This window comes from Christiangramia oceanisediminis, from assembly GCF_022570735.2.
GTDB classification, from domain to species: Bacteria; Bacteroidota; Bacteroidia; order Flavobacteriales; family Flavobacteriaceae; genus Christiangramia; species Christiangramia oceanisediminis.
In genome coordinates this window covers 450,119-469,918 of record NZ_JANCNS010000003.1, presented here as the reverse complement: position 1 = coordinate 469,918, position 19,800 = coordinate 450,119, and the positions used below count along the sequence as shown (strand labels likewise).

General features: G+C 41.6%; 23 protein-coding genes and 5 tRNA genes. 24 read left to right on the top strand and 4 right to left on the bottom strand.

All coding sequences use genetic code 11. The annotated features are described in order from the left end of the window. Window positions 1–33: 33 nt before the first annotated feature. Window positions 34–735, bottom strand: coding sequence for a class I SAM-dependent DNA methyltransferase (locus MKO06_RS14890; RefSeq protein WP_241552064.1), 702 nt, complete (start codon window positions 733–735; stop codon window positions 34–36). Between MKO06_RS14890 and MKO06_RS14885 the strand changes: the two genes are divergently transcribed. Beyond that, entirely contained in the window at window positions 735–1,226 is a 492-nt protein-coding gene (locus tag MKO06_RS14885; protein ID WP_241552063.1) for a YkgJ family cysteine cluster protein, read from the top strand. The two genes, MKO06_RS14890 and MKO06_RS14885, sit on opposite strands and share 1 nt — an antisense overlap. Here MKO06_RS14885 and MKO06_RS14880 read toward each other — a convergent pair. After that, a complete protein-coding gene (locus MKO06_RS14880; protein WP_241552062.1) occupies window positions 1,218–1,418 on the bottom strand; it encodes a PLDc N-terminal domain-containing protein in 201 nt (66 codons plus the stop codon). The two genes, MKO06_RS14885 and MKO06_RS14880, sit on opposite strands and share 9 nt — an antisense overlap. Further along, window positions 1,418–2,647, bottom strand: coding sequence for an exo-beta-N-acetylmuramidase NamZ family protein (locus MKO06_RS14875; RefSeq protein WP_241552061.1), 1,230 nt, complete (start codon window positions 2,645–2,647; stop codon window positions 1,418–1,420). The genes MKO06_RS14880 and MKO06_RS14875 overlap by 1 nt, the downstream gene beginning before the upstream one ends. 6 nt (window positions 2,648–2,653) lie before the next feature. On the opposite strand from MKO06_RS14875, the gene MKO06_RS14870 reads away from it, so the two are divergent. From MKO06_RS14870 to MKO06_RS14835, 8 genes are all read left to right on the top strand, one after another. Next, complete coding sequence (locus MKO06_RS14870; protein ID WP_241552060.1) at window positions 2,654–3,886, top strand: ABC transporter permease; 1,233 nt, start codon at window positions 2,654–2,656, stop codon at window positions 3,884–3,886. An 81-nt stretch (window positions 3,887–3,967) separates the two neighbouring features. After that, window positions 3,968–4,948, top strand: coding sequence for a PLP-dependent cysteine synthase family protein (locus MKO06_RS14865; RefSeq protein ID WP_241552059.1), 981 nt, complete (start codon window positions 3,968–3,970; stop codon window positions 4,946–4,948). 131 nt (window positions 4,949–5,079) lie between these two features. After that, on the top strand, window positions 5,080–5,784 hold the full coding sequence (locus tag MKO06_RS14860) for an SGNH/GDSL hydrolase family protein (RefSeq protein WP_241552854.1): 705 nt from the start codon (window positions 5,080–5,082) through the stop codon (window positions 5,782–5,784). A gap of 49 nt (window positions 5,785–5,833) precedes the next feature. Next, window positions 5,834–7,114, top strand: coding sequence for a DUF2851 family protein (locus MKO06_RS14855; RefSeq protein WP_241552853.1), 1,281 nt, complete (start codon window positions 5,834–5,836; stop codon window positions 7,112–7,114). Between the two features lie 13 nt (window positions 7,115–7,127). Then, window positions 7,128–7,358, top strand: a complete 231-nt coding sequence (locus tag MKO06_RS14850; RefSeq protein WP_241552852.1) for a PspC domain-containing protein — start codon at window positions 7,128–7,130, stop codon at window positions 7,356–7,358. 210 nt (window positions 7,359–7,568) lie between these two features. Beyond that, window positions 7,569–9,650, top strand: a complete 2,082-nt coding sequence (locus tag MKO06_RS14845) for an amino acid carrier protein (RefSeq protein ID WP_241552851.1) — start codon at window positions 7,569–7,571, stop codon at window positions 9,648–9,650. Between the two features lie 13 nt (window positions 9,651–9,663). After that, a complete protein-coding gene (locus MKO06_RS14840; protein WP_241552850.1) occupies window positions 9,664–10,530 on the top strand; it encodes a ComEA family DNA-binding protein in 867 nt (288 codons plus the stop codon). 77 nt (window positions 10,531–10,607) lie between these two features. Beyond that, window positions 10,608–11,780 carry an acyl-CoA dehydrogenase family protein gene (locus MKO06_RS14835; RefSeq protein WP_241552849.1) on the top strand — a complete coding sequence of 391 codons (1,173 nt, stop codon included), beginning with the start codon at window positions 10,608–10,610 and terminating at the stop codon, window positions 11,778–11,780. A 39-nt stretch (window positions 11,781–11,819) separates the two neighbouring features. On the opposite strand, the gene MKO06_RS14830 is transcribed toward MKO06_RS14835, so the two are convergent. Then, window positions 11,820–12,692 carry an MBL fold metallo-hydrolase gene (locus MKO06_RS14830; protein ID WP_241552848.1) on the bottom strand — a complete coding sequence of 291 codons (873 nt, stop codon included), beginning with the start codon at window positions 12,690–12,692 and terminating at the stop codon, window positions 11,820–11,822. 140 nt (window positions 12,693–12,832) lie between these two features. Between MKO06_RS14830 and rpsU the strand changes: the two genes are divergently transcribed. The 15 genes from rpsU (at window position 12,833) to rplL (ending at window position 19,735) form a co-directional block, all read left to right on the top strand. Next, window positions 12,833–13,027: a 30S ribosomal protein S21 gene (rpsU, locus tag MKO06_RS14825; protein WP_026933820.1), complete on the top strand. Its 195-nt coding sequence runs from the start codon at window positions 12,833–12,835 to the stop codon at window positions 13,025–13,027. 84 nt (window positions 13,028–13,111) lie between these two features. Further along, window positions 13,112–14,002 (top strand): tyrosine-type recombinase/integrase, encoded by an 891-nt coding sequence (locus MKO06_RS14820; RefSeq protein WP_241552847.1) that lies wholly within the window; start codon window positions 13,112–13,114, stop codon window positions 14,000–14,002. A gap of 35 nt (window positions 14,003–14,037) precedes the next feature. Beyond that, complete coding sequence (gene hpf, locus MKO06_RS14815; protein WP_156283156.1) at window positions 14,038–14,340, top strand: ribosome hibernation-promoting factor, HPF/YfiA family; 303 nt, start codon at window positions 14,038–14,040, stop codon at window positions 14,338–14,340. 114 nt (window positions 14,341–14,454) lie between these two features. Further along, window positions 14,455–14,528 (top strand) — tRNA-Thr (locus MKO06_RS14810). 319 nt (window positions 14,529–14,847) lie between these two features. Continuing rightward, window positions 14,848–14,930: transfer RNA gene (locus MKO06_RS14805), tRNA-Tyr, on the top strand. Window positions 14,931–15,006: 76 nt separating this feature from the next. Beyond that, window positions 15,007–15,079 (top strand) — tRNA-Gly (locus tag MKO06_RS14800). Window positions 15,080–15,318: 239 nt separating this feature from the next. Beyond that, window positions 15,319–15,390: transfer RNA gene (locus tag MKO06_RS14795), tRNA-Thr, on the top strand. Window positions 15,391–15,447: 57 nt separating this feature from the next. After that, window positions 15,448–16,635 carry an elongation factor Tu gene (tuf, locus tag MKO06_RS14790; RefSeq protein WP_241552846.1) on the top strand — a complete coding sequence of 396 codons (1,188 nt, stop codon included), beginning with the start codon at window positions 15,448–15,450 and terminating at the stop codon, window positions 16,633–16,635. A 58-nt stretch (window positions 16,636–16,693) separates the two neighbouring features. Further along, window positions 16,694–16,766: transfer RNA gene (locus tag MKO06_RS14785), tRNA-Trp, on the top strand. An 18-nt stretch (window positions 16,767–16,784) separates the two neighbouring features. Next, window positions 16,785–16,982 (top strand): preprotein translocase subunit SecE, encoded by a 198-nt coding sequence (secE, locus tag MKO06_RS14780; protein WP_156283152.1) that lies wholly within the window; start codon window positions 16,785–16,787, stop codon window positions 16,980–16,982. A 10-nt stretch (window positions 16,983–16,992) separates the two neighbouring features. Then, window positions 16,993–17,544, top strand: coding sequence for a transcription termination/antitermination protein NusG (gene nusG, locus MKO06_RS14775; protein ID WP_241552845.1), 552 nt, complete (start codon window positions 16,993–16,995; stop codon window positions 17,542–17,544). 72 nt (window positions 17,545–17,616) lie between these two features. Continuing rightward, a complete protein-coding gene (gene rplK / locus MKO06_RS14770; RefSeq protein ID WP_241552844.1) occupies window positions 17,617–18,054 on the top strand; it encodes a 50S ribosomal protein L11 in 438 nt (145 codons plus the stop codon). A 19-nt stretch (window positions 18,055–18,073) separates the two neighbouring features. Continuing rightward, a complete protein-coding gene (gene rplA / locus MKO06_RS14765; protein ID WP_241552843.1) occupies window positions 18,074–18,772 on the top strand; it encodes a 50S ribosomal protein L1 in 699 nt (232 codons plus the stop codon). A gap of 9 nt (window positions 18,773–18,781) precedes the next feature. After that, window positions 18,782–19,303 carry a 50S ribosomal protein L10 gene (gene rplJ / locus MKO06_RS14760; RefSeq protein WP_156283144.1) on the top strand — a complete coding sequence of 174 codons (522 nt, stop codon included), beginning with the start codon at window positions 18,782–18,784 and terminating at the stop codon, window positions 19,301–19,303. A gap of 57 nt (window positions 19,304–19,360) precedes the next feature. Further along, the gene (gene rplL, locus MKO06_RS14755; RefSeq protein ID WP_219547235.1) at window positions 19,361–19,735 is read left to right on the top strand and encodes a 50S ribosomal protein L7/L12; all 375 of its coding nucleotides are present in this window, start codon (window positions 19,361–19,363) and stop codon (window positions 19,733–19,735) included. Window positions 19,736–19,800 lie beyond the last annotated feature (65 nt).

Genomic DNA, 19,800 nt, shown 5'->3' with positions numbered 1-19,800 from the left:
TCGCATTCCATCAAAAATAGGAAAATTTGCGGGTTAGTAAGGTTTTAATACTGCCAGGTAATCGTAATGGCTTCCTTTTTTAACGATCTCACAGCTAAACTTATTTTCACTTGCACGCTTTTTAAGCAGCTTTTCATCAATATAAAGCCAGTCGAATTCTTCCGATCGCTCATTCTTGTAGCTCATGCTGAATTTTAGCTCACCGTAATAATGATTTCCTTCTGGAACTTCATCGTCAAATAAAAAGATAAGGTCTGAAGAGTCCATAAGGATCTGTCCGGTCTCGTTTAATATAGACCTTGCATGGGTGAAAAAGCCTTGAAGATTCTCCAGTTTGCCAATAATGCCGCTACCGTTCATCAGCATCAGGATCGTGTCGAACCTTTCATCCTTCAGCTGAAAGAAATCCTGGTTGCTGGTATTTTTCACTCCTCTTTTTCGGGCGATCTCTATGGCAGCTTCTGAAGTATCGATCGCGAGGCAATCCAATTTTAATTCATCCTGAAGGTACAGGCTGTGGCTTCCTGCTCCGCATCCCACGTCCAGAACCTTTCCGAAGCAAAGTTCCAGGGCGGTTTTTTCAATTTCGGGCATTTCGTCAAAATCCCTGAAAAGGTATGATATAGGGATGACGTCATCTTCAAAATCGGGGGAGTGTACCTCGATATCGGTTTCGTCCTTATTTTCAAAATAGGCCCTGATGGCCGTGCCGAATATATCCTTATTTTTGCCCAATGGAAGAATTCCTTAAAAAGTTACCTGAAAAGGCCAAAGATAAGAAGAAGGAGAATAAGAAGTTCTTTTCAAAGCTTCGGAAAAAACCTCCTAAGAACCTGGATTCGCTGATGCAGGATTTGCATGAAGAGGAATTTTCCAGGACCGATTGCCTGGAATGTGCCAATTGCTGTAAAACTACCGGGCCGCTATTTACCCAGAAAGATGTGGAAAGGTTGAGCAAACACTTCAGGATGAAACCAGGAGATTTCATCGACACCTATCTTCGGGTTGATGAAGATAATGACCTTGTTTTACAGCAGGTGCCGTGCCCGTTCCTTGGAGCCGATAATTATTGTTCAGTCTACGACAAAAGGCCTAAGGCATGCCGGGAATACCCGCATACAGACAGGAAGGACTTTCATAAAATATCGAATATCACCATCAAGAATACCGCTATTTGTCCGGCTGCCTATAATATCGTGGAGGAAATGAAAAAGCGGTTAGGCTGATTCCCTGCGATTTCTTCCGAAGATAAAATATACAATACTACCCAGCAATGGAGCTATTAGGATGACGATCAACCACAATAGTTTTTCGGTCATACTGAAGTCTTTTTGAAACAGGTCAATGATCACCCAGATCACGAAAGCTATTCCCAGAAATACCAGGAAGACTATGAACGACATCATTAAATTATCCATTAGTACAGCAGGTATTTATTCCTGGTTTCGGCATACTTAGCCAAACCATCTTTCCAGGAAGCTTTGATTTCCTCAGGATTCATCCCGGATTCGATCTGTTCCTGTAATTTTTTGGTGCCTGCCAGTTTAGTGAAAAAGGAATTGAAGAATTCATCTTTTTTGGAGGTGTTCTGGTAAGCCTCGATAAGCCATTCGAGGTTCAGGGAATTGAGTTCTTCAGTATTTGTGAGGTTGCGGCCATAGCATTTTTTACCCAGGTGTTTCGGGCTGGTGGCCCCTGCTTTGGATTCAGGTGTATAGCTGTAATCAAAATATTCCTGGTCAAGGTAGGGCGATCCAAATACCTGGAACTGGTGATCGGTTCCGCGTCCGGCATTCACATTGGTGCCTTCAAAAAAACAAAGGCTTGGATACAGGTTGATAGACTGGTCGTTTGGAAGATTTGGCGAAGGTTTTACTGCCAGGCTGTAGGCTTTTGAATGATCATAATTCTCCATTTGTATCACCTGTAATTCACATTGCTGGCCATCTTTAAGCCAGCCTTCACCATTGATCATTCGGGCATACTCGGCGATCGTCATCCCATGCACCACAGGAACAGGGTGCATACCTACAAAGCTTGTAAATTCCTTTTCCAGGATTGGTCCGTCTATATAACTTCCGTTCGGGTTTGGGCGGTCCAGCACCATTAGGGGAATATTGTTTTCGGCGCAGGCTTCCATAATATAATGAAGGGTGGAAATATAGGTATAGAATCGCGCTCCTACATCCTGAATGTCAAAAACAAGAATGTCCAGGTCTTTCAATACTTCAGAAGATGGTTTTTTATTGTCACCATAAAGGGAAAAAACAGGCAGGCCGGTTTTGGTGTCTACCCCGTCTTTTATCTTTTCCCCGGCATCGGCCGTTCCACGAAATCCATGTTCCGGCGCAAAAACCTTTTTGATTTGTATATTCCTGCCGAGCAGGGAATCGACCAGGTGAGTGTAGGTATTATTGCCGGTTTTTATGATGGAAGTTTGATTGCCCACAAAGCCCACTTTTTTTCCTTTTAATTGCGGCAGGTAATCTTCAGTTCGATTCGCGCCAAGAATAATTTCTGCTGAAGTGTCCTGTGAAACCTCAGAATTGATGCTAAGGTCTGAGGCCTTTTCCTTCTGAGCGTTTCCGCAGGCAAGAATTCCGATAAAAAGGAATAAAAATGTACTTTTGAACAAGCTTTTAATCATAGGATATTGAATTTCGAATATTTCGTCGTAAAGCGCCTGATAAGCGCAAAAAAATATAAAAGTAGTATATCTGCCCCTATAATAAAAATAGCCATTACGGCTATAGCGATAGGGGTGATCATGATGCTGGTATCCTTTGCTACAGGCCTGGGGCTGCAGGAAAAGATCCGGGATAAGATCTCGGCATTTAATGGCCATATCAATATTTCCAGCTACGATAATAATAGTTCCAAAGTGTCTCTGATCCCGGTCTCAAAAAACCAGGATTTTTATCCCGAATTCAATACTGTGGAAGGCATCGAGCATGTACAGGCGGTGGCTACCAAATTTGCGGTTATCAGGACCGAAACCGATTTTGAGGGAATTATCGTAAAGGGAGTGGGGCCGGAGTACCGCTGGGAATACCTGGAAGAATACCTGGTGAAGGGAGAGCTGCCCGATTATTCCGGAAATCTTAATGATGAGGTGTTGATTTCAGATTACCTGGCCAGGCGATTGGACCTTGAGGTTGGAGACCGTATGAACACTTTTTTTCTGAGGGAAGACAGCGAACGACCTGTGCAGCGCGGATTTTTGATCACGGGGATCTATGATTCCGGGTTCCAGGAATTCGATGAGTTGTATATCCTGGCAGATCTAAGGCATATCCAGCGGATCAACAGGTGGGAGGATGGTGAAGTAGGGAATTTTGAGGTATTCATTTCCAATTTTGATGAACTGGATAAAAAGGGTAACGAGGTTTACGAGAATACTGGTTCCTTCCTCGACACCCAAACCATCAGCCAGAAATACTATTCTATATTCGAGTGGCTTTCGCTGTTCGATTTCAATATTGCCCTGATCCTTGGGATCATGATCCTTGTGGCGGGTATTAATATGATAACGGCCCTGCTGGTACTCATCCTGGAACGTACCCAGATGATCGGTATCCTGAAGGCTCTTGGGGCGAATGACTGGAGCATTCGCAAGGTTTTTCTTTATAATGCCGCGTACCTAATATTGCTGGGGCTGTTCTGGGGTAATCTTATCGGGATAGGTTTGCTGGCGGTGCAGAAGTACTTCAAGTTGATCCCTTTAGACCCGCGCACCTATTACGTGAATGAAGTGCCAATTTACCTGAACTGGGATTATATATTTTTTGTAAATATGGGAACACTGCTTCTTTGTATGCTTATGTTGCTCATCCCCTCGGTGATCATCTCCAGGATATCTCCGGTAAAAGCCATAAAGTTCGACTAAAAGCCGGACTTTCAATTATCGAAACCGAAACTTGGGTTAAGCCTTCAGGTTTTTTTACATTTGCATCCTTAAAATTTGAAAATGGAATACGCTGAAAATATACTTGGCACTATTGGGAATACTCCTCTTGTGAAAATGAATAAGCTCGTGGAGGAAATTGACGCTTTGGTGCTTGCAAAATATGAAACCTTTAATCCGGGAAATTCTGTTAAGGACCGTATGGCCCTAAAAATGGTTGAGGAAGCTGAAGAAAAAGGCCTTCTGAAACCAGGCGGAACCATCATTGAAGGAACTTCAGGTAACACGGGAATGGGGCTTGCGCTGGTAGCTATCGTAAAAGGCTATAAGATGGTATGCGTGATGAGCGACAAGCAAAGCAAGGAAAAAATGGATATTCTGAAGGCCGTGGGCAGCGAGGTGATCGTTTGTCCTACCGATGTGGCGCCAGAAGATCCACGCTCGTATTATTCCACGTCCAGAAGACTGGCTGAAGAAACTCCGAATTCGTGGTATGTGAACCAGTACGACAACCTGGCCAATACAAAGGCGCATTATGAGACTACCGGGCCTGAGATCTGGAAACAAACCGACGGGAAAATCACTCACTTTGTGGTAGGCGTAGGAACCGGGGGAACCATTTCAGGAGTTGGACGCTATTTAAAAGAGCAGAATCCGGATATCAAGGTATGGGGAATCGATACTTATGGTTCGGTTTTTAAGAAATATCATGAAACCGGTATTTTTGATGAGAACGAGATCTATCCATACGTGACCGAAGGAATTGGGGAAGATATACTTCCTAAAAATGTTGATTTCAGCGTAATTGATGGTTTTACCAAGGTAACCGATAAGGATGCGGCGGTTTATACTCAAAAACTGGCAAAAGAAGAAGGTTTCTTTTTGGGGAACAGCGCCGGTGCTGCTGCCAAAGGACTGCTTCAGTTAAAAGAACACTTCACCAAGGATGATGTGGTGGTGGTACTTTTCCATGACCACGGAAGCCGGTATGTAGGTAAAATGTACAATGACGAATGGATGAAGAAAATGGGCTATATAGAATAGCTTTTTCAATACGAATATGGAAAGACCTCGCCTTTAAGCGAGGTTTTTTTATGCTAAGAAAAAACTAAAGGCTAAAAAATAATTTCTGAATACTCCGAAATAGGCTATTTTCAGGGCATAAACTTCAAATTATGAAAAAACTCTGCTACTTCTTTCTAAGTATATTTTTAATTTCCTGCAGTTCCACAAGTTCTACTCTTGATACCAGCAGTAACCAAACTCCTGAAGATCCAAGATTCAGTTACCTGGCACTTGGAGATTCCTATACGATTGGTGAGAGCGTGGTGGAGACTGAACGCTGGCCGGTACAATTAGCTGAGCAGCTTCGAGCCAGGGGCTATAAGGTGGCTCCACCCAAGATCATCGCCAAAACAGGATGGACAACAAGGGATCTTCTGGATGGGATCGAAAGGGAGCTGGACGTTCAACGAGATTATGACCTTGTATCTATTTTAATTGGTGTTAATAATCAATACCAGAATCGGCCACTTTCCGAATATGAAGAAGAGCTTAGAACAGTTTTCAGAAAGGCGATCAATCATTCGAAAACCATGGAAAAAGGTGTTTTTGCGGTAAGTATTCCCGATTACGGTTATACACCGTTCGGGCTTCGGGATCAGGAGGATATCAGTGCCGAAATAGACCGATTCAATGAAGTTTTTAGAAGGGTGGCGGAAGAATTTGAGGTTGAATTCTTTAATATTACTCCAATTTCAAGACAGGGGCTTGAAAACCCCGATTTGATCGCCAGTGATGATCTTCATCCAAGCGGACTTATGTACTCATCCTGGGTTGATCAATTCGTGAATCAGGTTGCTGAAAAATTACCCCAGTAAATTTTTTAACGCATTAAAATTCAGAAGTTTAATTCGCTACATTTGATGTGTGCGAGAGGAACTGCTATATCATATCTGGAAATTTCAGAAGTTCGAACGTGATGGCCTGAAGACCCATGACGGGGAAGCCGTGAAAATTTTCGATCCGGGTAAACTGAATGGATTATCCGGTCCTGATTTTTTTAATGCCAGGATCCAAATTGGAGAACAGCTCTGGGCCGGTAATGTTGAAATTCATATTCGGTCCTCACAGTGGTACGAGCATTCCCATGAAGTCGATTCGAATTATGATAATGTGATACTTCACGTGGTGTGGGTTCATGATGCCGAAATTTACCGCGAAAATGGAACGGTAATTCCGTGCCTGGTGCTGAAAGACCTGGTAGATCCTGAAGTTCTGCAAACCTACCGCGAGCTTCTGGAAGTTCGGCATCAAAAAATCAACTGTGAAAATGAATTTGGATATTTCAGTGATTTTAGTCTAGATCACTGGCTGGAGCGGCTATATTTCCAAAGGCTCGAGCGGAAATCAGAACAGATCGAAAAAATTTTTATCTCAACTGGAAATGACTGGGAAGCAAGCCTGTTTATCCTGCTTTTTAGAAGTTTTGGATTGAAGGTCAATTCAGAATCATTTGGAAAGATCGCTGAGAGCATAGATTTTAATATAGTAAGAAAGTTAAAGGGGAATTTGTTCGCACTGGAAGCTCTTTTCCTGGGGCAGGCGGGTTTGATAAATTCAGTTGAAAACTACGGCCGGGAATTAGAAATGGAATATTCGTATTTACAGCATAAATATTCGCTTTCCAGGGAAACCATTCCTACTCCTCAATTTTTCAGGTTGAGGCCAGATAACTTCCCAACGATAAGGCTGGCCCAATTGGCTGCACTTTTTTCGAATAGGTCGGCTTTGTTTGATGAAGTTATTAAGGCTTCCGATGAGAAAGATATAAAGGAGCTTTTCCAAATTAGGATTTCAGAATACTGGTGTGGCCATTATAACTTCGGGAAAACTCATAAAATCCGTACAAAGTCCCTAACTGATTCCTTCCTGGATCTGATCCTGATCAATTGCCTGGTCCCGGTAAAATATTCCTACCATAAAAAGATGGGAAGCGAAGATCAATTCTGTTCCAATTTAATGATGGAGATAAAGGCTGAAAGGAATTCTGTGGTAGACCTCTTTAACGGATTAAGGCCGAAAACCGCCACGAATGCAATGGAATCCCAGGCTTTGCTACAACTAAAGAAAGAATATTGCGAAAAGAACCGGTGTCTTGAATGCGAATTGGGTGCTTCTTTATTGAAAAGAAAACCAAAATACCATTAGATTTGTATTCGAAATGACTCAGTTCGTATCAAATATCAGGTATTTTTTCGAAAAGCACGGCTTCTATGTGTCTTCCAGGATGGCCGATAAACTGGGGATGCGCGCCAAAAATGTAAGGCTTTTCTTTATTTATGCTTCCTTTTTTACCATGGGGGCTGGCTTTATCATCTACCTGATCCTTGCCTTCTGGTTAAAGCTTAAGGATCTCATCTATACCAAGCGTACCTCGGTCTTTGATCTATAACAGGCTGGTAATTAACCCATCCTCTTTAACATCTTCATTATCCTGTTTTTCACGATTTCAGAAAATTGGGAACCATGGCAACCGCTTTAAAAGCCTGCCGTTATGCCGTCTTCATTTGTTTTTTTAACTCCCAAAAGTTTGATTTAGCCTATTTTTTTAGCATATTCACCGGCTGAAAATTTAACTTTTAATTAATAACCCAAATTCTATATGAGAAAGTATTTGCTTTCATTGTTATTTTCATTTTCAATTTTTGGATTATTTGCACAGGAACTAAGTGTAGAAGCCAAAATAGGGAATCCTTCCAAGGTAATTAATAATGGATTTATCGAATTAGAGGTAGAAGGCGGGACTCCGCCATACCAGTATAAATGGTCTAATCAATCTACAAGTCTTGAATCCAACAGGGCAGAAGGTCTTACCGAAGGTATTCCTTACGATGTTACGGTAACAGATAGTGAAGGTAATTCGGTTTCAAAGACTTTCAAGGTAGATGCAGAGGCGATAACCGAGCATTTCAACGGGACTTTCGCTCCAATCGTTTCAGCTATGGGATCGGTACTTTTCTGGGATCCATTTACGGCGATCGGGATTTATGATCCGGTGGTTTATGCCGATGTGAAAAGAATAGCCGCACCAGAATGGGATCCTACGGAACAATCGAAATTCGTTTTGACGGAATGGCTGGTTGAAGAAGGAGAGCACGTGAACGAAGGAGATCCTGTTGCCGTAGTTTCCAAAAATGGAAGAGATATTACGGTAAATGCGAACGCCAGTGGTTCGCTGAATCATTTCCTCGATGAAGGTGAAGTTGTTTACGATTCAGAAAATAAAGAAGATGTAATTGAACAGGGAGCTCAGTATTTTGCAAGTATCGAATATGATGAGCCTGTAGCTTTGCTACACCCTAACGGTGATCCGCAGATGAAGAATATTCCATTTATCGTGGTTTGGCTGGTACTTGGAGCTTTGTTCTTTACCTTAAGACTTGGTTTTATCAATATTAGAGGTTTTAAGCATTCATTAGATCTTGCAAAAGGTAAGTATGACGATCCGAATGCTCCTGGACAGGTAACCCACTTCCAGGCCCTTGCTACTGCGGTATCTGGTACCGTAGGACTTGGTAATATTGCTGGTGTGGCCGTGGCGATCTCTCTTGGAGGAGCAGGTGCAACCATGTGGATGATCCTTGCAGGTCTTCTTGGGATGTCTTCTAAATTCGTGGAATGTACCCTTGGGGTAAAATATAGATTTATCAATTCTGAAGGTCGTGTTTTTGGTGGGCCTATGAACTACCTGAGATATGGTCTTGAAAAAAGAGGAAAAAGAGGTCTTGGTAAATTCCTTGCCGCTTTCTTCGCGATCCTGGCCATTGGAGCTTCTTTTGGAGGTGGAAATATGTTCCAGGCTAACCAGTCGTTTTCTATTCTTGCGGGAGAATTCCCAATGTTAGAAGGAAACGGGTTTATCTTTGGTGTGGTGGTTGCCATCCTTGTTGGTATCGTGATCATTGGAGGTATTAGCAGTATCGCTAGAGTAACCGGAAAGATCGTTCCGGTAATGGCTGCTGTTTATGTAGTTGGAGCTCTTGTAGTAATTGGAGTGAACTTTGAAAATATCGGGCCTGCCTTTGCAGCGATCTGGGACGGAGCATTCAGTCCTAGTGCTATCAAAGGTGGTGTGATTGGGGTATTGATCGTTGGATTCCAGCGTGCCGCATTCTCGAACGAGGCTGGTGTGGGATCGGCTGCGATCGCTCACTCGGCTGCGAAAACCAATAACCCTCCATCTGAAGGATTTGTTGCTCTTTTGGAGCCATTCATCGATACGGTGGTGGTTTGTACGCTTACTGCATTGGTATTGATCTTTACAGGAATGCATGAGGTTGAAGGCGTTGGTGGAGTTGAGCTTACATCTTCGGCTTTTGGAAGTGTGATCTCCTGGTTCCCTTACGTACTGGCAACCGCGGTGTTCCTTTTCGCGTTCTCAACCATGATCTCATGGTCTTATTACGGAATGCGTGCTTGGACTTACCTTTTCGGAAAAAGCAAAAAGAACGAGATCCTTTACAAGGTGTTGTTCCTAATTTTCGTTGTGGTTGGAGCCTCAGTAAGTCTTGGAGCCGTACTGGACTTCTCAGATATGATGATCCTTGCGATGTCTTTCCCAAACATTATTGGTCTTTATATCATGATTGGTGAAGTTAGTGACGACCTTAAGGAGTACTCTCATAAACTGAAGTCTGGCCAGTTGTTCAAAAAAGCTCAAAAAGCTCAGGCGAAAGCGTCTTAGTTTTTTCTGAAATATGAAATTCTTAAAATCCCATTTTGCACTTTCCAGAAGTCAGCAGAATGGGATTTTTCTTTTGGTCCTATTGATCATCATCTTCCAGGTTGCGATCTTTTCCTATGATCATTTTATTCCTAATCCTCCAGGTGCTGAAACCGATCCTGAAGTAGAGGCCATGTTGAAAAGCCTGGATTCAATAAGATCTTCTGAAGATACCAGGAAAGATACCGTCTATCCGTTCAACCCCAATTTTATAACCGACTTTAAAGGCTACCAGCTTGGGCTGAAAGTGGAAGAGATCGATCGTCTGCTGGCTTATCGAGCCGAAGGAAAATGGGTGAATTCAAAAGAGGATTTTCAGAAAGTAACAGGCGTTTCAGATAGCCTGCTAAATGTGATTGCACCATCATTTCGATTTCCGGAATGGACTCAAAACGTCAGGCAGCAAAATATAGCAACTCGTGCCGAAGTTACCGCTATCCCAGTAGCCGATCTTAATGCAGCTACGGCTGAAGACCTGGTCATAGTTCGGGGGGTTGGAGAAGTGCTTTCCCAGCGTATCGTCAAATACAGAAAAAGCATAGGGGGTTTTTTGGATGTAAGTCAGTTAAAAGATGTCTACGGTCTAAGTGATGAAACCATCGGGAATATACAAAAGCATTTCGGTATCATATCAAAACCTGATGTAAGCCTAAAGAATATCAATACCATCAGGGAGAATGAATTGGCTGAATTGCCTTATTTTAACGAGACGTTAGCCCGAAAAGTGATCAACTTCAGGAATTTGCATGAAGGTATTCGCAGTTTTGAAGAATTAGCACAAATCGACGGTTTTCCTTCCGATAAAATCGATAGAATTAAATTATATTTGGGCTTAAACTAATTTTTGGGAATATTCCGCTCCCAAATTTCAGAATATGTAATTAGGAAACTGGCCTTCGGCCTAAACTCGAAAAAGAAATGAGCAATAGATATTTTACAGAGGAACACGAACTTTTCAGGAAGAGTTTTAAAGAATTTCTTCAGAAAGAGGTGGTGCCTCATATAGATAAATGGGAAGAAACAGGAACCATCGAGCGCTTCATCTGGGAGAAATTCGGTGAAATGGGCTATTTCGGTCTTAACCAGCCAGAGGAATATGGCGGAATGGGGCTGGACCTCTTTTATACCGTGATCTTCCTGGAGGAACTTCAGAAGATAGATTCTGGAGGCTTCGCTGCGGCAATGTGGGCCCATGCTTACCTGGCCATGACACATTTAAAGGCAGAGGCCAGTCATGAGTTAAAGGAGTCATATCTTACTCCGGCCATAGAAGGTGAAAAAATAGGATGCCTGTGTATTTCAGAACCTTTTGGAGGCTCTGATGTTGCGGGAATGCGTACTACAGCGATCAAAAAAGGCGATAAATATATCCTGAACGGTTCAAAAACCTTTATCACCAACGGAGTTTACGCCGATTTTTACGTGGTAGCTGCTAAAACCGATCCTGAAAAAGGCAACAAAGGAATGAGCATTCTGCTTGTAGACAAAAAATTTGAGGGTATCAACGCTACCAAACTGAATAAGCTTGGATGGAGGGCCTCAGATACTGCTGAACTTGCCTTTGATAATGTTGAGGTTCCGGCAAATTACCTGCTTGGAGAAGAAGGAAAAGGCTTTAGTTATATCATGGAACATTTCGCGATGGAGAGGCTTATCATGGGGATCAATGCCCATGCCCGGTCTGAATATGCCCTGGATTATGCATTAGGATACATGAAAGAACGCGAGGCTTTTGGAAAAACATTGGATAAGTTCCAGGCCTTAAGACATTCTGTAGCCGAAATGGCCAGCGAAATAGAGGTGATCAAGGAATTCAATTATTCGGTAGCCCAGAGACTGAATGATGGAGAATATGTAGTAAAGGAAGCCAGTATGTCCAAGCTGCTAGGTACAAAGATCGCAGATGAGGTGATCTATAAATGCCTTCAGATGCTGGGAGGTTACGGTTATATGGAAGATTATCCAATGGCCAGGCTTTTCCGCGACAGCAGACTGGGACCAATTGGTGGTGGAACTTCAGAAATCCTGAAAGAGATCATTGCCAAAATGGTGATCGATCAAAAAGAATATAAACCGGCTACGGTCAAATAATCGAAATATGTAATTATCCCGGCTTTAGGCCGGGATTTTTTATTTCAGGCTTTCGTAAAATGTTTCCCTTATCCGGGGACCGGTGATAAAAGTATCCTTCATCTCTTCGTCGGTATAAAATTCGCTGGTAAGACTGGAATCTGAAATGATCTCCTCCTTTGATTTACCCATCCGCATCGCATTCTGAATGTTACTGCGTATCCCTTCCATCATTTTCAGGTAGTTTTTATAATCTTCATAGGAAGCAACACTTCCGTGCCCCGGGATTATTCTGGTGTTTTCATTTATTATGGAAAGACCGGTTCTCGCAGCCTCAATATCGCCGTCTACCGAGCCGCCACTGTTAAGGTCTATATAAGGAAACCGGCCGTTGAAGAAAGTGTCGCCGGTGTGCAGCACATTGCTCTGCGGAAAATAGATAAGGGCATCTCCATCGGTATGTGCATTATGAACATGCACCACCATAATATCATTTTCATTAAGGTGCAGGTTGACCTCTTCATTAAAAGTGATTACGGGAAGCATCCCGGTACCAGAAATTTCTTTATTGTCCTTAATTCGCTTTCGAACATTTTCGTGTGCGAAAATGAGGGCTCCCTGTTCCTTGAAATTTTCATTGCCACCGGTATGGTCACCGTGATGATGCGTATTAACCAGGTAGGTGACTGGCTGTTCGCTGATGGTCTTTAATTTTTGAATGATCTTTTCTGAAAGGGGAGCAAATTGATCGTCTATCATAAAGATGCCGTCATCACCGGTAAGAATACCAATATTTCCCCCCGCGCCTGTGAGCATATATACGTTCTTGTTTACCGGAGTGATCTCGATCTGGACATCATCAAAATTCTGAAAGGCATATATAGGAGGAAGGCAAAACAGGAGGAGGGACAGAAAGCTAAAGTGTCTTTTCATTTAATGATTGGTTTAGTTCATTAAATTACAGAAAATTATGATGTCAAGATGTGAAATTGAATTTTTGAAATAAATATTGGCAGGTAAATTAATTGGAGTATATTTGCACCCGATTCCAAAAGAAAGGAGGTGATGACACTATGTTAATTATACCAGTTAAAGACGGAGAAAATATAGATAGAGCTCTTAAGCGTTTCAAGCGTAAGTTCGACAAGACCGGAACTATGCGTCAGCTAAGAGATCGTCAGCATTTTACTAAGCCTTCTGTAGAAAGAAGAGCCCAGATCCAAAAGGCAGAGTACATTCAGCATCTTAGAGACGCAGAAGATATCTAGTCTACCGGATCGTAAAATCTGAACAGATATTCAAAACTGTTGATAGACCAAAGTTTCTTAACTTTGTTTATCAACAGTTTTTTTATGCCCTTTTCTGCCTTCCTGGATTATCTTCAGCTCGAAAAGAATTATTCAGAGCATACTATCACGGCCTACAGGGCCGACCTGCTTTCTTTTCAGGAATTCCTGCAATCTCAATTTGGCCAGGATGATTCAAAAAACGTTAATTATTCCCAGATACGCAGCTGGATCGTACAGCTTTCAGAAGATGGTATTTCCAATAGAAGTATCAACAGGAAGATCTCTTCTTTAAAGACCTATTACAAATTCCTATTAAAAATAGGCGAAATAGAGGTGAGTCCGCTGGTAAAACACCGGGCATTGAAAACTGCCAAAAAAGTGCAGGTGCCTTTTTCACAGGTTGAAGTTAGCCAGGTGCTTGAAAATATCGATACCAGTGATTTTGAAGGAATTCGGGATCGATTCATGGTAGAGCTTTTTTATTCCACCGGGATCCGGCGTGCAGAGCTCATTGAAATCAAACTCGGGGATCTGGATATAGAAAATTCCAACCTCAAGGTTTTGGGTAAACGAAATAAAGAGCGTTATATACCTTTGTTGGGTTCCATTAAGCAAACTGCCCACAGGTATTTTACTGAAAGAATGGCTATTGCTGGGGATAGCGATAATGAACATCTTTTTCTTACTTCAAGGGGAGATAAACTATATGAAAGTCTTGTTTATAGAATTATAAATAATTATTTTAGTGAGGTGTCTGGCAAACTGAAGAAGAGTCCGCATATATTGCGGCATTCGTTTGCCACTCATTTATTGAACCAGGGTGCTAACCTAAACGCGGTAAAAGAACTCCTGGGTCACGCCAGCCTGGCGGCGACACAGGTCTACACTCACAATAGTATCGCAGAATTGAGCAAAATCCATAAGCAGGCTCATCCCCGGAACAATAAAAAATAACTGAAGCTTTTTGTTTAATTAAATCATTACTTGATATGAAAGTAAATCTGCAGTCCGTAAACTTCAATGCCGATCAAAAATTGATTGACTTCACTCAGAAAAAATTAGATAAATTAGAAACTTACTTTGATAAGATCATTTATGCTGATGTCTATTTCAAAGTGCAAAACACAAGCGGAAAGGAAAATAAGATAACTGAAATTTTATTGAGTATCCCCGGTGGAGACCTGATGGTAAAGAAAACATGCAATAAGTTTGAGGCATGTGTAGATGAATGTGTTAATTCACTGCAGAGACAACTCATAAAAAGAAAAGAAAAAATGAGCGCCCATGTCTAGCGTAAATTTTTAAAAATTATTTTTTGATAAAGGAATAATTTATATACATTTGCAGTCCGTTAGAAATAGCGGACTTTTTTATGCGGAAAAAACGCTGAAAAAGTAGGGCTAAAGGCCGATGTAGCTCAGCTGGCTAGAGCAGCTGATTTGTAATCAGCAGGTCGTGGGTTCGAGTCCCTCCATCGGCTCTGAAATAGTGAAAAGAACGCGCAGCGGGATTGATTTTCAGATTAATTTCAGAAAAGCAATAAAGGGACGAGAAGTTTATCCCGAGCGGCAGTCGAGGGAAGTCCCTCCATCGGCTCTAGAAAGTTTGAAATGCTGAAGTTTGAATGAAGAGAATTCAATTTTATTTTCCTGTTCATCAGGAGGTTGAATTTTTTTCGATTTAAATTTTAAAAATGCCTTGGATGCTGGTTGAAATTTGCTTTAATTTGCAGCCGTTTTAAAATCCAATAGGGCGAAATTGCTTCAGCAATGGTTCTATGAAATAGTGGAAATTTAATTGGGGAGATACTCAAGCGGCCAACGAGGACAGACTGTAAATCTGTTGTCTTTCGACTTCGCAGGTTCGAATCCTGCTCTCCCCACAAAAATGATTCAAAATTAAAAGATTTAAGATTCAGGATTAATCTTGAATAAAGGATCTTGAATATTGAATCGAATGCGGGAGTAGCTCAGTTGGTAGAGCGTCAGCCTTCCAAGCTGAATGTCGCCGGTTCGAACCCGGTCTCCCGCTCTAAGCATTTTTGGAGTTTGTTTTATAAATAGACTTCATTGCTAAATAAAACCGAATCAGGAAATCCCCGGTCAAAGTCAAGAACGAAATTTAAAGGTTTTCCAGACTTTTATATTTCGATACTGTTTTATAGCTTATCAAGAATGAGTTATTTCGGCATGGGTATGTGAATCCTGATTATTTCCGTAAGCCAGTTATGGTTTATGGATTTAGCTGTTTGAATCAGCTGGTTTATTGAGGCCGACGTAGCTCAGGGGTAGAGCGTTTCCTTGGTAAGGAAGAGGTCACGGGTTCAATTCCCGTCGTTGGCTCTAGTTTTGTATAAAATTGAACACTAATATATAACTAAGATTAAATAAGTATTAATTATGGCAAAGGAAACTTATGATCGTTCCAAACCGCACCTAAATATTGGTACAATTGGACACGTAGATCACGGAAAAACTACATTAACTGCTGCTATTACTAAGGTAATGGCTGATGCTGGATATTCAGAGGCTAGTGCGTTTGATCAAATTGACAACGCTCCGGAAGAAAAAGAAAGAGGTATTACAATTAACTCTTCACACGTTGAATATTCAACTGCGAACCGTCACTATGCTCACGTTGACTGTCCTGGTCACGCCGATTACGTTAAGAACATGGTAACTGGTGCTGCTCAGATGGACGGTGCTATTCTTGTTGTTGCTGCGACTGATGGACCTATGCCACAAACTCGTGAGCACATCCTTCTTGGACGCCAGGTAGGTATTCCAAGAATCGTTGTATTCTTAAATAAAGTAGACCTTGTTGATGATGAGGAGCTTCTTGAGCTAGTTGAGATGGAAGTTAGGGATCTTCTTTCTTTCTACGAGTATGATGGTGATAACGGTCCTGTAATTTCAGGTTCTGCACTTGGAGCTCTAGAAGGTGATGAGAAATGGTCTAAGACTGTTCTTGATCTTATGGAAGCTGTAGATTCTTGGATTGAACTTCCACAGCGTGATGTAGATAAGCCTTTCTTGATGCCTATCGAGGATGTATTCTCTATTACTGGTCGTGGTACTGTTGCAACTGGACGTATCGAAACTGGTGTTGCTAACACTGGAGATCCTGTAGAGATCATCGGTATGGGAGCTGGAAAACTTACTTCAACTATTACTGGAGTTGAGATGTTCCGTAAGATTCTTGATAGAGGAGAAGCTGGAGATAACGTAGGTATCCTTCTAAGAGGTATCGAGAAAACTCAGATCTCTAGAGGTATGGTAATCACCAAGCCAGGATCTGTAACTCCTCACGCTAAATTCAAAGCAGAGGTTTATATCCTTAAGAAAGAAGAAGGTGGACGTCACACTCCATTCCATAACAACTACCGTCCTCAGTTCTACGTACGTACAACTGACGTAACTGGAACTATCAACCTTCCAGAAGGAGTTGAAATGGTAATGCCAGGTGATAACCTTACTATTACAGTGGAGCTTATTCAGCCAATCGCAATGAACGTTGGTCTACGTTTCGCTATCCGTGAAGGTGGTAGAACTGTAGGTGCTGGTCAGGTTACTGAGATTCTAGACTAAGAATCAAACTTATATAAAAAGGTATCCCGTGACAAGCGGGATGCCTTCCCTTATATTTACGGGTTTAGCTCAGTTGGTAGAGCACTGGTCTCCAAAACCAGGTGTCGGGAGTTCGAGCCTCTCAACCCGTGCAAATATTTTTTTGGAAAATGGCAGGAATTGTTAATTACATATCAGAATCATATAACGAGTTAAAAAACCACGTTACTTGGCCAACCTGGACGGAGGCTCAAAAATTAACAGTGCTTGTTGCTGTATTTTCGATTATTTTCTCATTAGCCATTTGGGGTGTTGATACGGTCTTTAGCGAGGCAATCGAGCAGTACTTCGTGTGGGTAAAATCTTAATTTAACGATAATGGCAGAAGCAAAGGATAAAAAGTGGTATGTGGTTCGTGCCGTTAGCGGACAGGAGAATAAAGTCAAGGACTATATAGAGAAAGAAATTGCTCATCAGGGTCTTGAAGACTTTGTGGAGCAGGTTCTTGTGCCTACTGAAAAAGTAATTCAGATTCGAAATGGCAAGAAGGTGAACAAAGAAAGAGTTTACTTTCCAGGTTATGTGATGATCCAGGCTAATATTGGTGGTGAAATCCCTCATATTATTAAAGGTATCAATGGAGTGATTGGATTCTTAGGCGAGACCAAGGGAGGTGATCCGGTACCACTTAGAAAATCTGAAGTGAATCGTATGCTTGGAAAAGTAGATGAGCTTTCGGTTAAATCTGATAATGTTGCAATTCCATTCACTATTGGAGAAACTATTAAAGTAATTGACGGACCGTTCAATGGCTTTAACGGAACTGTAGAAAAGATCAATGAAGAAAAGCGTAAGCTGGAAGTGATGGTGAAGATCTTCGGAAGGAAGACTCCGCTTGAGCTAAGCTATATGCAAGTAGAAAAGGTATAAAATAACTGTTACATATTTTTTGATAGTTTTTTTAGCTTCCACTCAATAAACTATCACTCAAAAATTTGAAAAATGGCAAAAGAAGTAAGTAAAGTTGTAAAACTACAAGTTCGCGGAGGTGCTGCTAACCCATCACCACCAGTTGGACCTGCTTTGGGTGCTGCCGGGGTAAATATCATGGAATTCTGTAAGCAATTCAATGGTAGGACTCAGGACAAGCAAGGAAAGGTACTGCCAGTTGTGATTACTGTTTATTCAGATAAGTCTTTTGATTTTGTGATCAAGACTCCACCTGCAGCAGTACAATTGATGGAAGCAGCTAAAACTAAAAAGGGTTCAGGTGAGCCTAACAGAAAGAAAGTAGCAAGTGTTTCTTGGGATCAGATTAAAACAATTGCAGAAGACAAGATGCAGGATCTTAATGCATTTACAATTGAATCTGCAATGAAAATGGTTGCCGGAACAGCTCGTTCGATGGGAATAACTGTAAAGGGTGATGCACCGTTTTAATCCAAAAAGAAATTAGAAAATGGCAAAATTAACTAAAAAGCAAAAAGAAGCTCAGTCTAAGATCGAGAATGGGAAGACCTATACGGTTGCTGAGGCTTCTGCTTTGATAAAAGAAGTTTCCAACGAAAACTTTGACGCTTCTGTAGATCTTGCAGTTCGTTTGAACGTAGATCCAAGAAAAGCCAACCAGATGGTTAGAGGTGTGGTGACACTTCCTCATGGAACTGGTAAGGATGTTAAGGTTTTGGCGCTTGTGACTCCAGATAAGGAGCAGGAAGCTAAAGATGCTGGTGCAGATTACGTTGGATTAGACGAATATCTTGAAAAGATCAAAGGAGGCTGGACAGATGTTGATGTGATTATCACTATGCCTAGCGTTATGGGTAAACTTGGACCACTAGGACGTGTTCTTGGACCAAGAGGTTTGATGCCTAACCCAAAGACCGGTACGGTAACTATGGATATCGCTAAAGCGGTTTCTGATGTAAAGGCTGGTAAGATCGACTTCAAGGTTGACAAAACAGGAATTGTACATGCTGCAATCGGGAAAGCGTCTTTCGATGCTGAAAAGATCGCAGGTAATGCAAGAGAATTATTAACTACGCTGGTAAAATTGAAGCCTCAGGCAGCGAAAGGTGTATATATGAAGAGTATTCATATGTCTACCACCATGAGCCCGAGTGTAGCAATAGATACTAAAAGGTTTACTGAGCAATAATTTAAGGTTATGACAAGAGAAGAAAAATCACAAGTTATAGAAGATTTAACTGCCCAGTTAGCCGAATTTCAAACTATCTATTTGGCTGACATCTCTGGCCTGGACGCTGGAGCGACTTCTAACTTACGTAGGGCTTGTTTTAAAGCCGATGTTAAGTTATCGGTAGTTAAAAATACATTGCTTGCTAAAGCTATGGAAGCGACAGATAAAGATTTCGCTGATCTTCCATCAGTTTTAAAGGGCAATACCTCAATCATGCTTTCTGAAACCGGAAATGCTCCGGCTAAGGTGATCAAGGAATTCAGAAAAAAGTCAGAAAAACCACTACTTAAAGGTGCTTTTGTAGAAGAAGCCGTATATGTTGGTGATGACTATCTTGATACCCTTGTTAACATCAAGTCTAAAGAAGAAGTTATTGGAGATATCGTTGGATTGCTTCAATCTCCTGCTAAGAATGTTGTTTCTGCACTTAAATCAGGTGGTGGAAAACTGGCAGGAATCCTTAAGACTCTTTCAGAAAAAGAGGGATAATATAGTACGCACTTTTTAACAAATATAAATTAAAGAACTTTTTAAAAACGATAGAAAATGGCAGATTTAAAAGATTTCGCAGAACAATTGGTTAACTTGACCGTAAAAGAAGTAAACGAGTTAGCTGATATTTTAAAAGAAGAATATGGTATCGAGCCTGCTGCTGCTGCAGTAGCTGTTGCTGGTGGTGCTGCCGCTGGTGGTGAGGAAGCTGAAGAACAAACTGAATTCGACGTAATCCTTACTGCTCCAGGTGGATCTAAACTAGCTGTAGTTAAACTTGTAAAAGAACTTACAGGTCTTGGACTTAAAGATGCTAAAGAACTAGTTGACGGTGCTCCAAAACCAGTTAAGGAAGGAGTTGCTAAAGACGAAGCTGAAGCTCTTAAAAAGCAATTAGAAGAAGCAGGAGCTGAGGTTGAGCTTAAATAAGCTTGACGAAAGCAATATTATTTAGGTTTAGGCCTCAGGATACGCTCCTGAAGGTCTAAACCCTT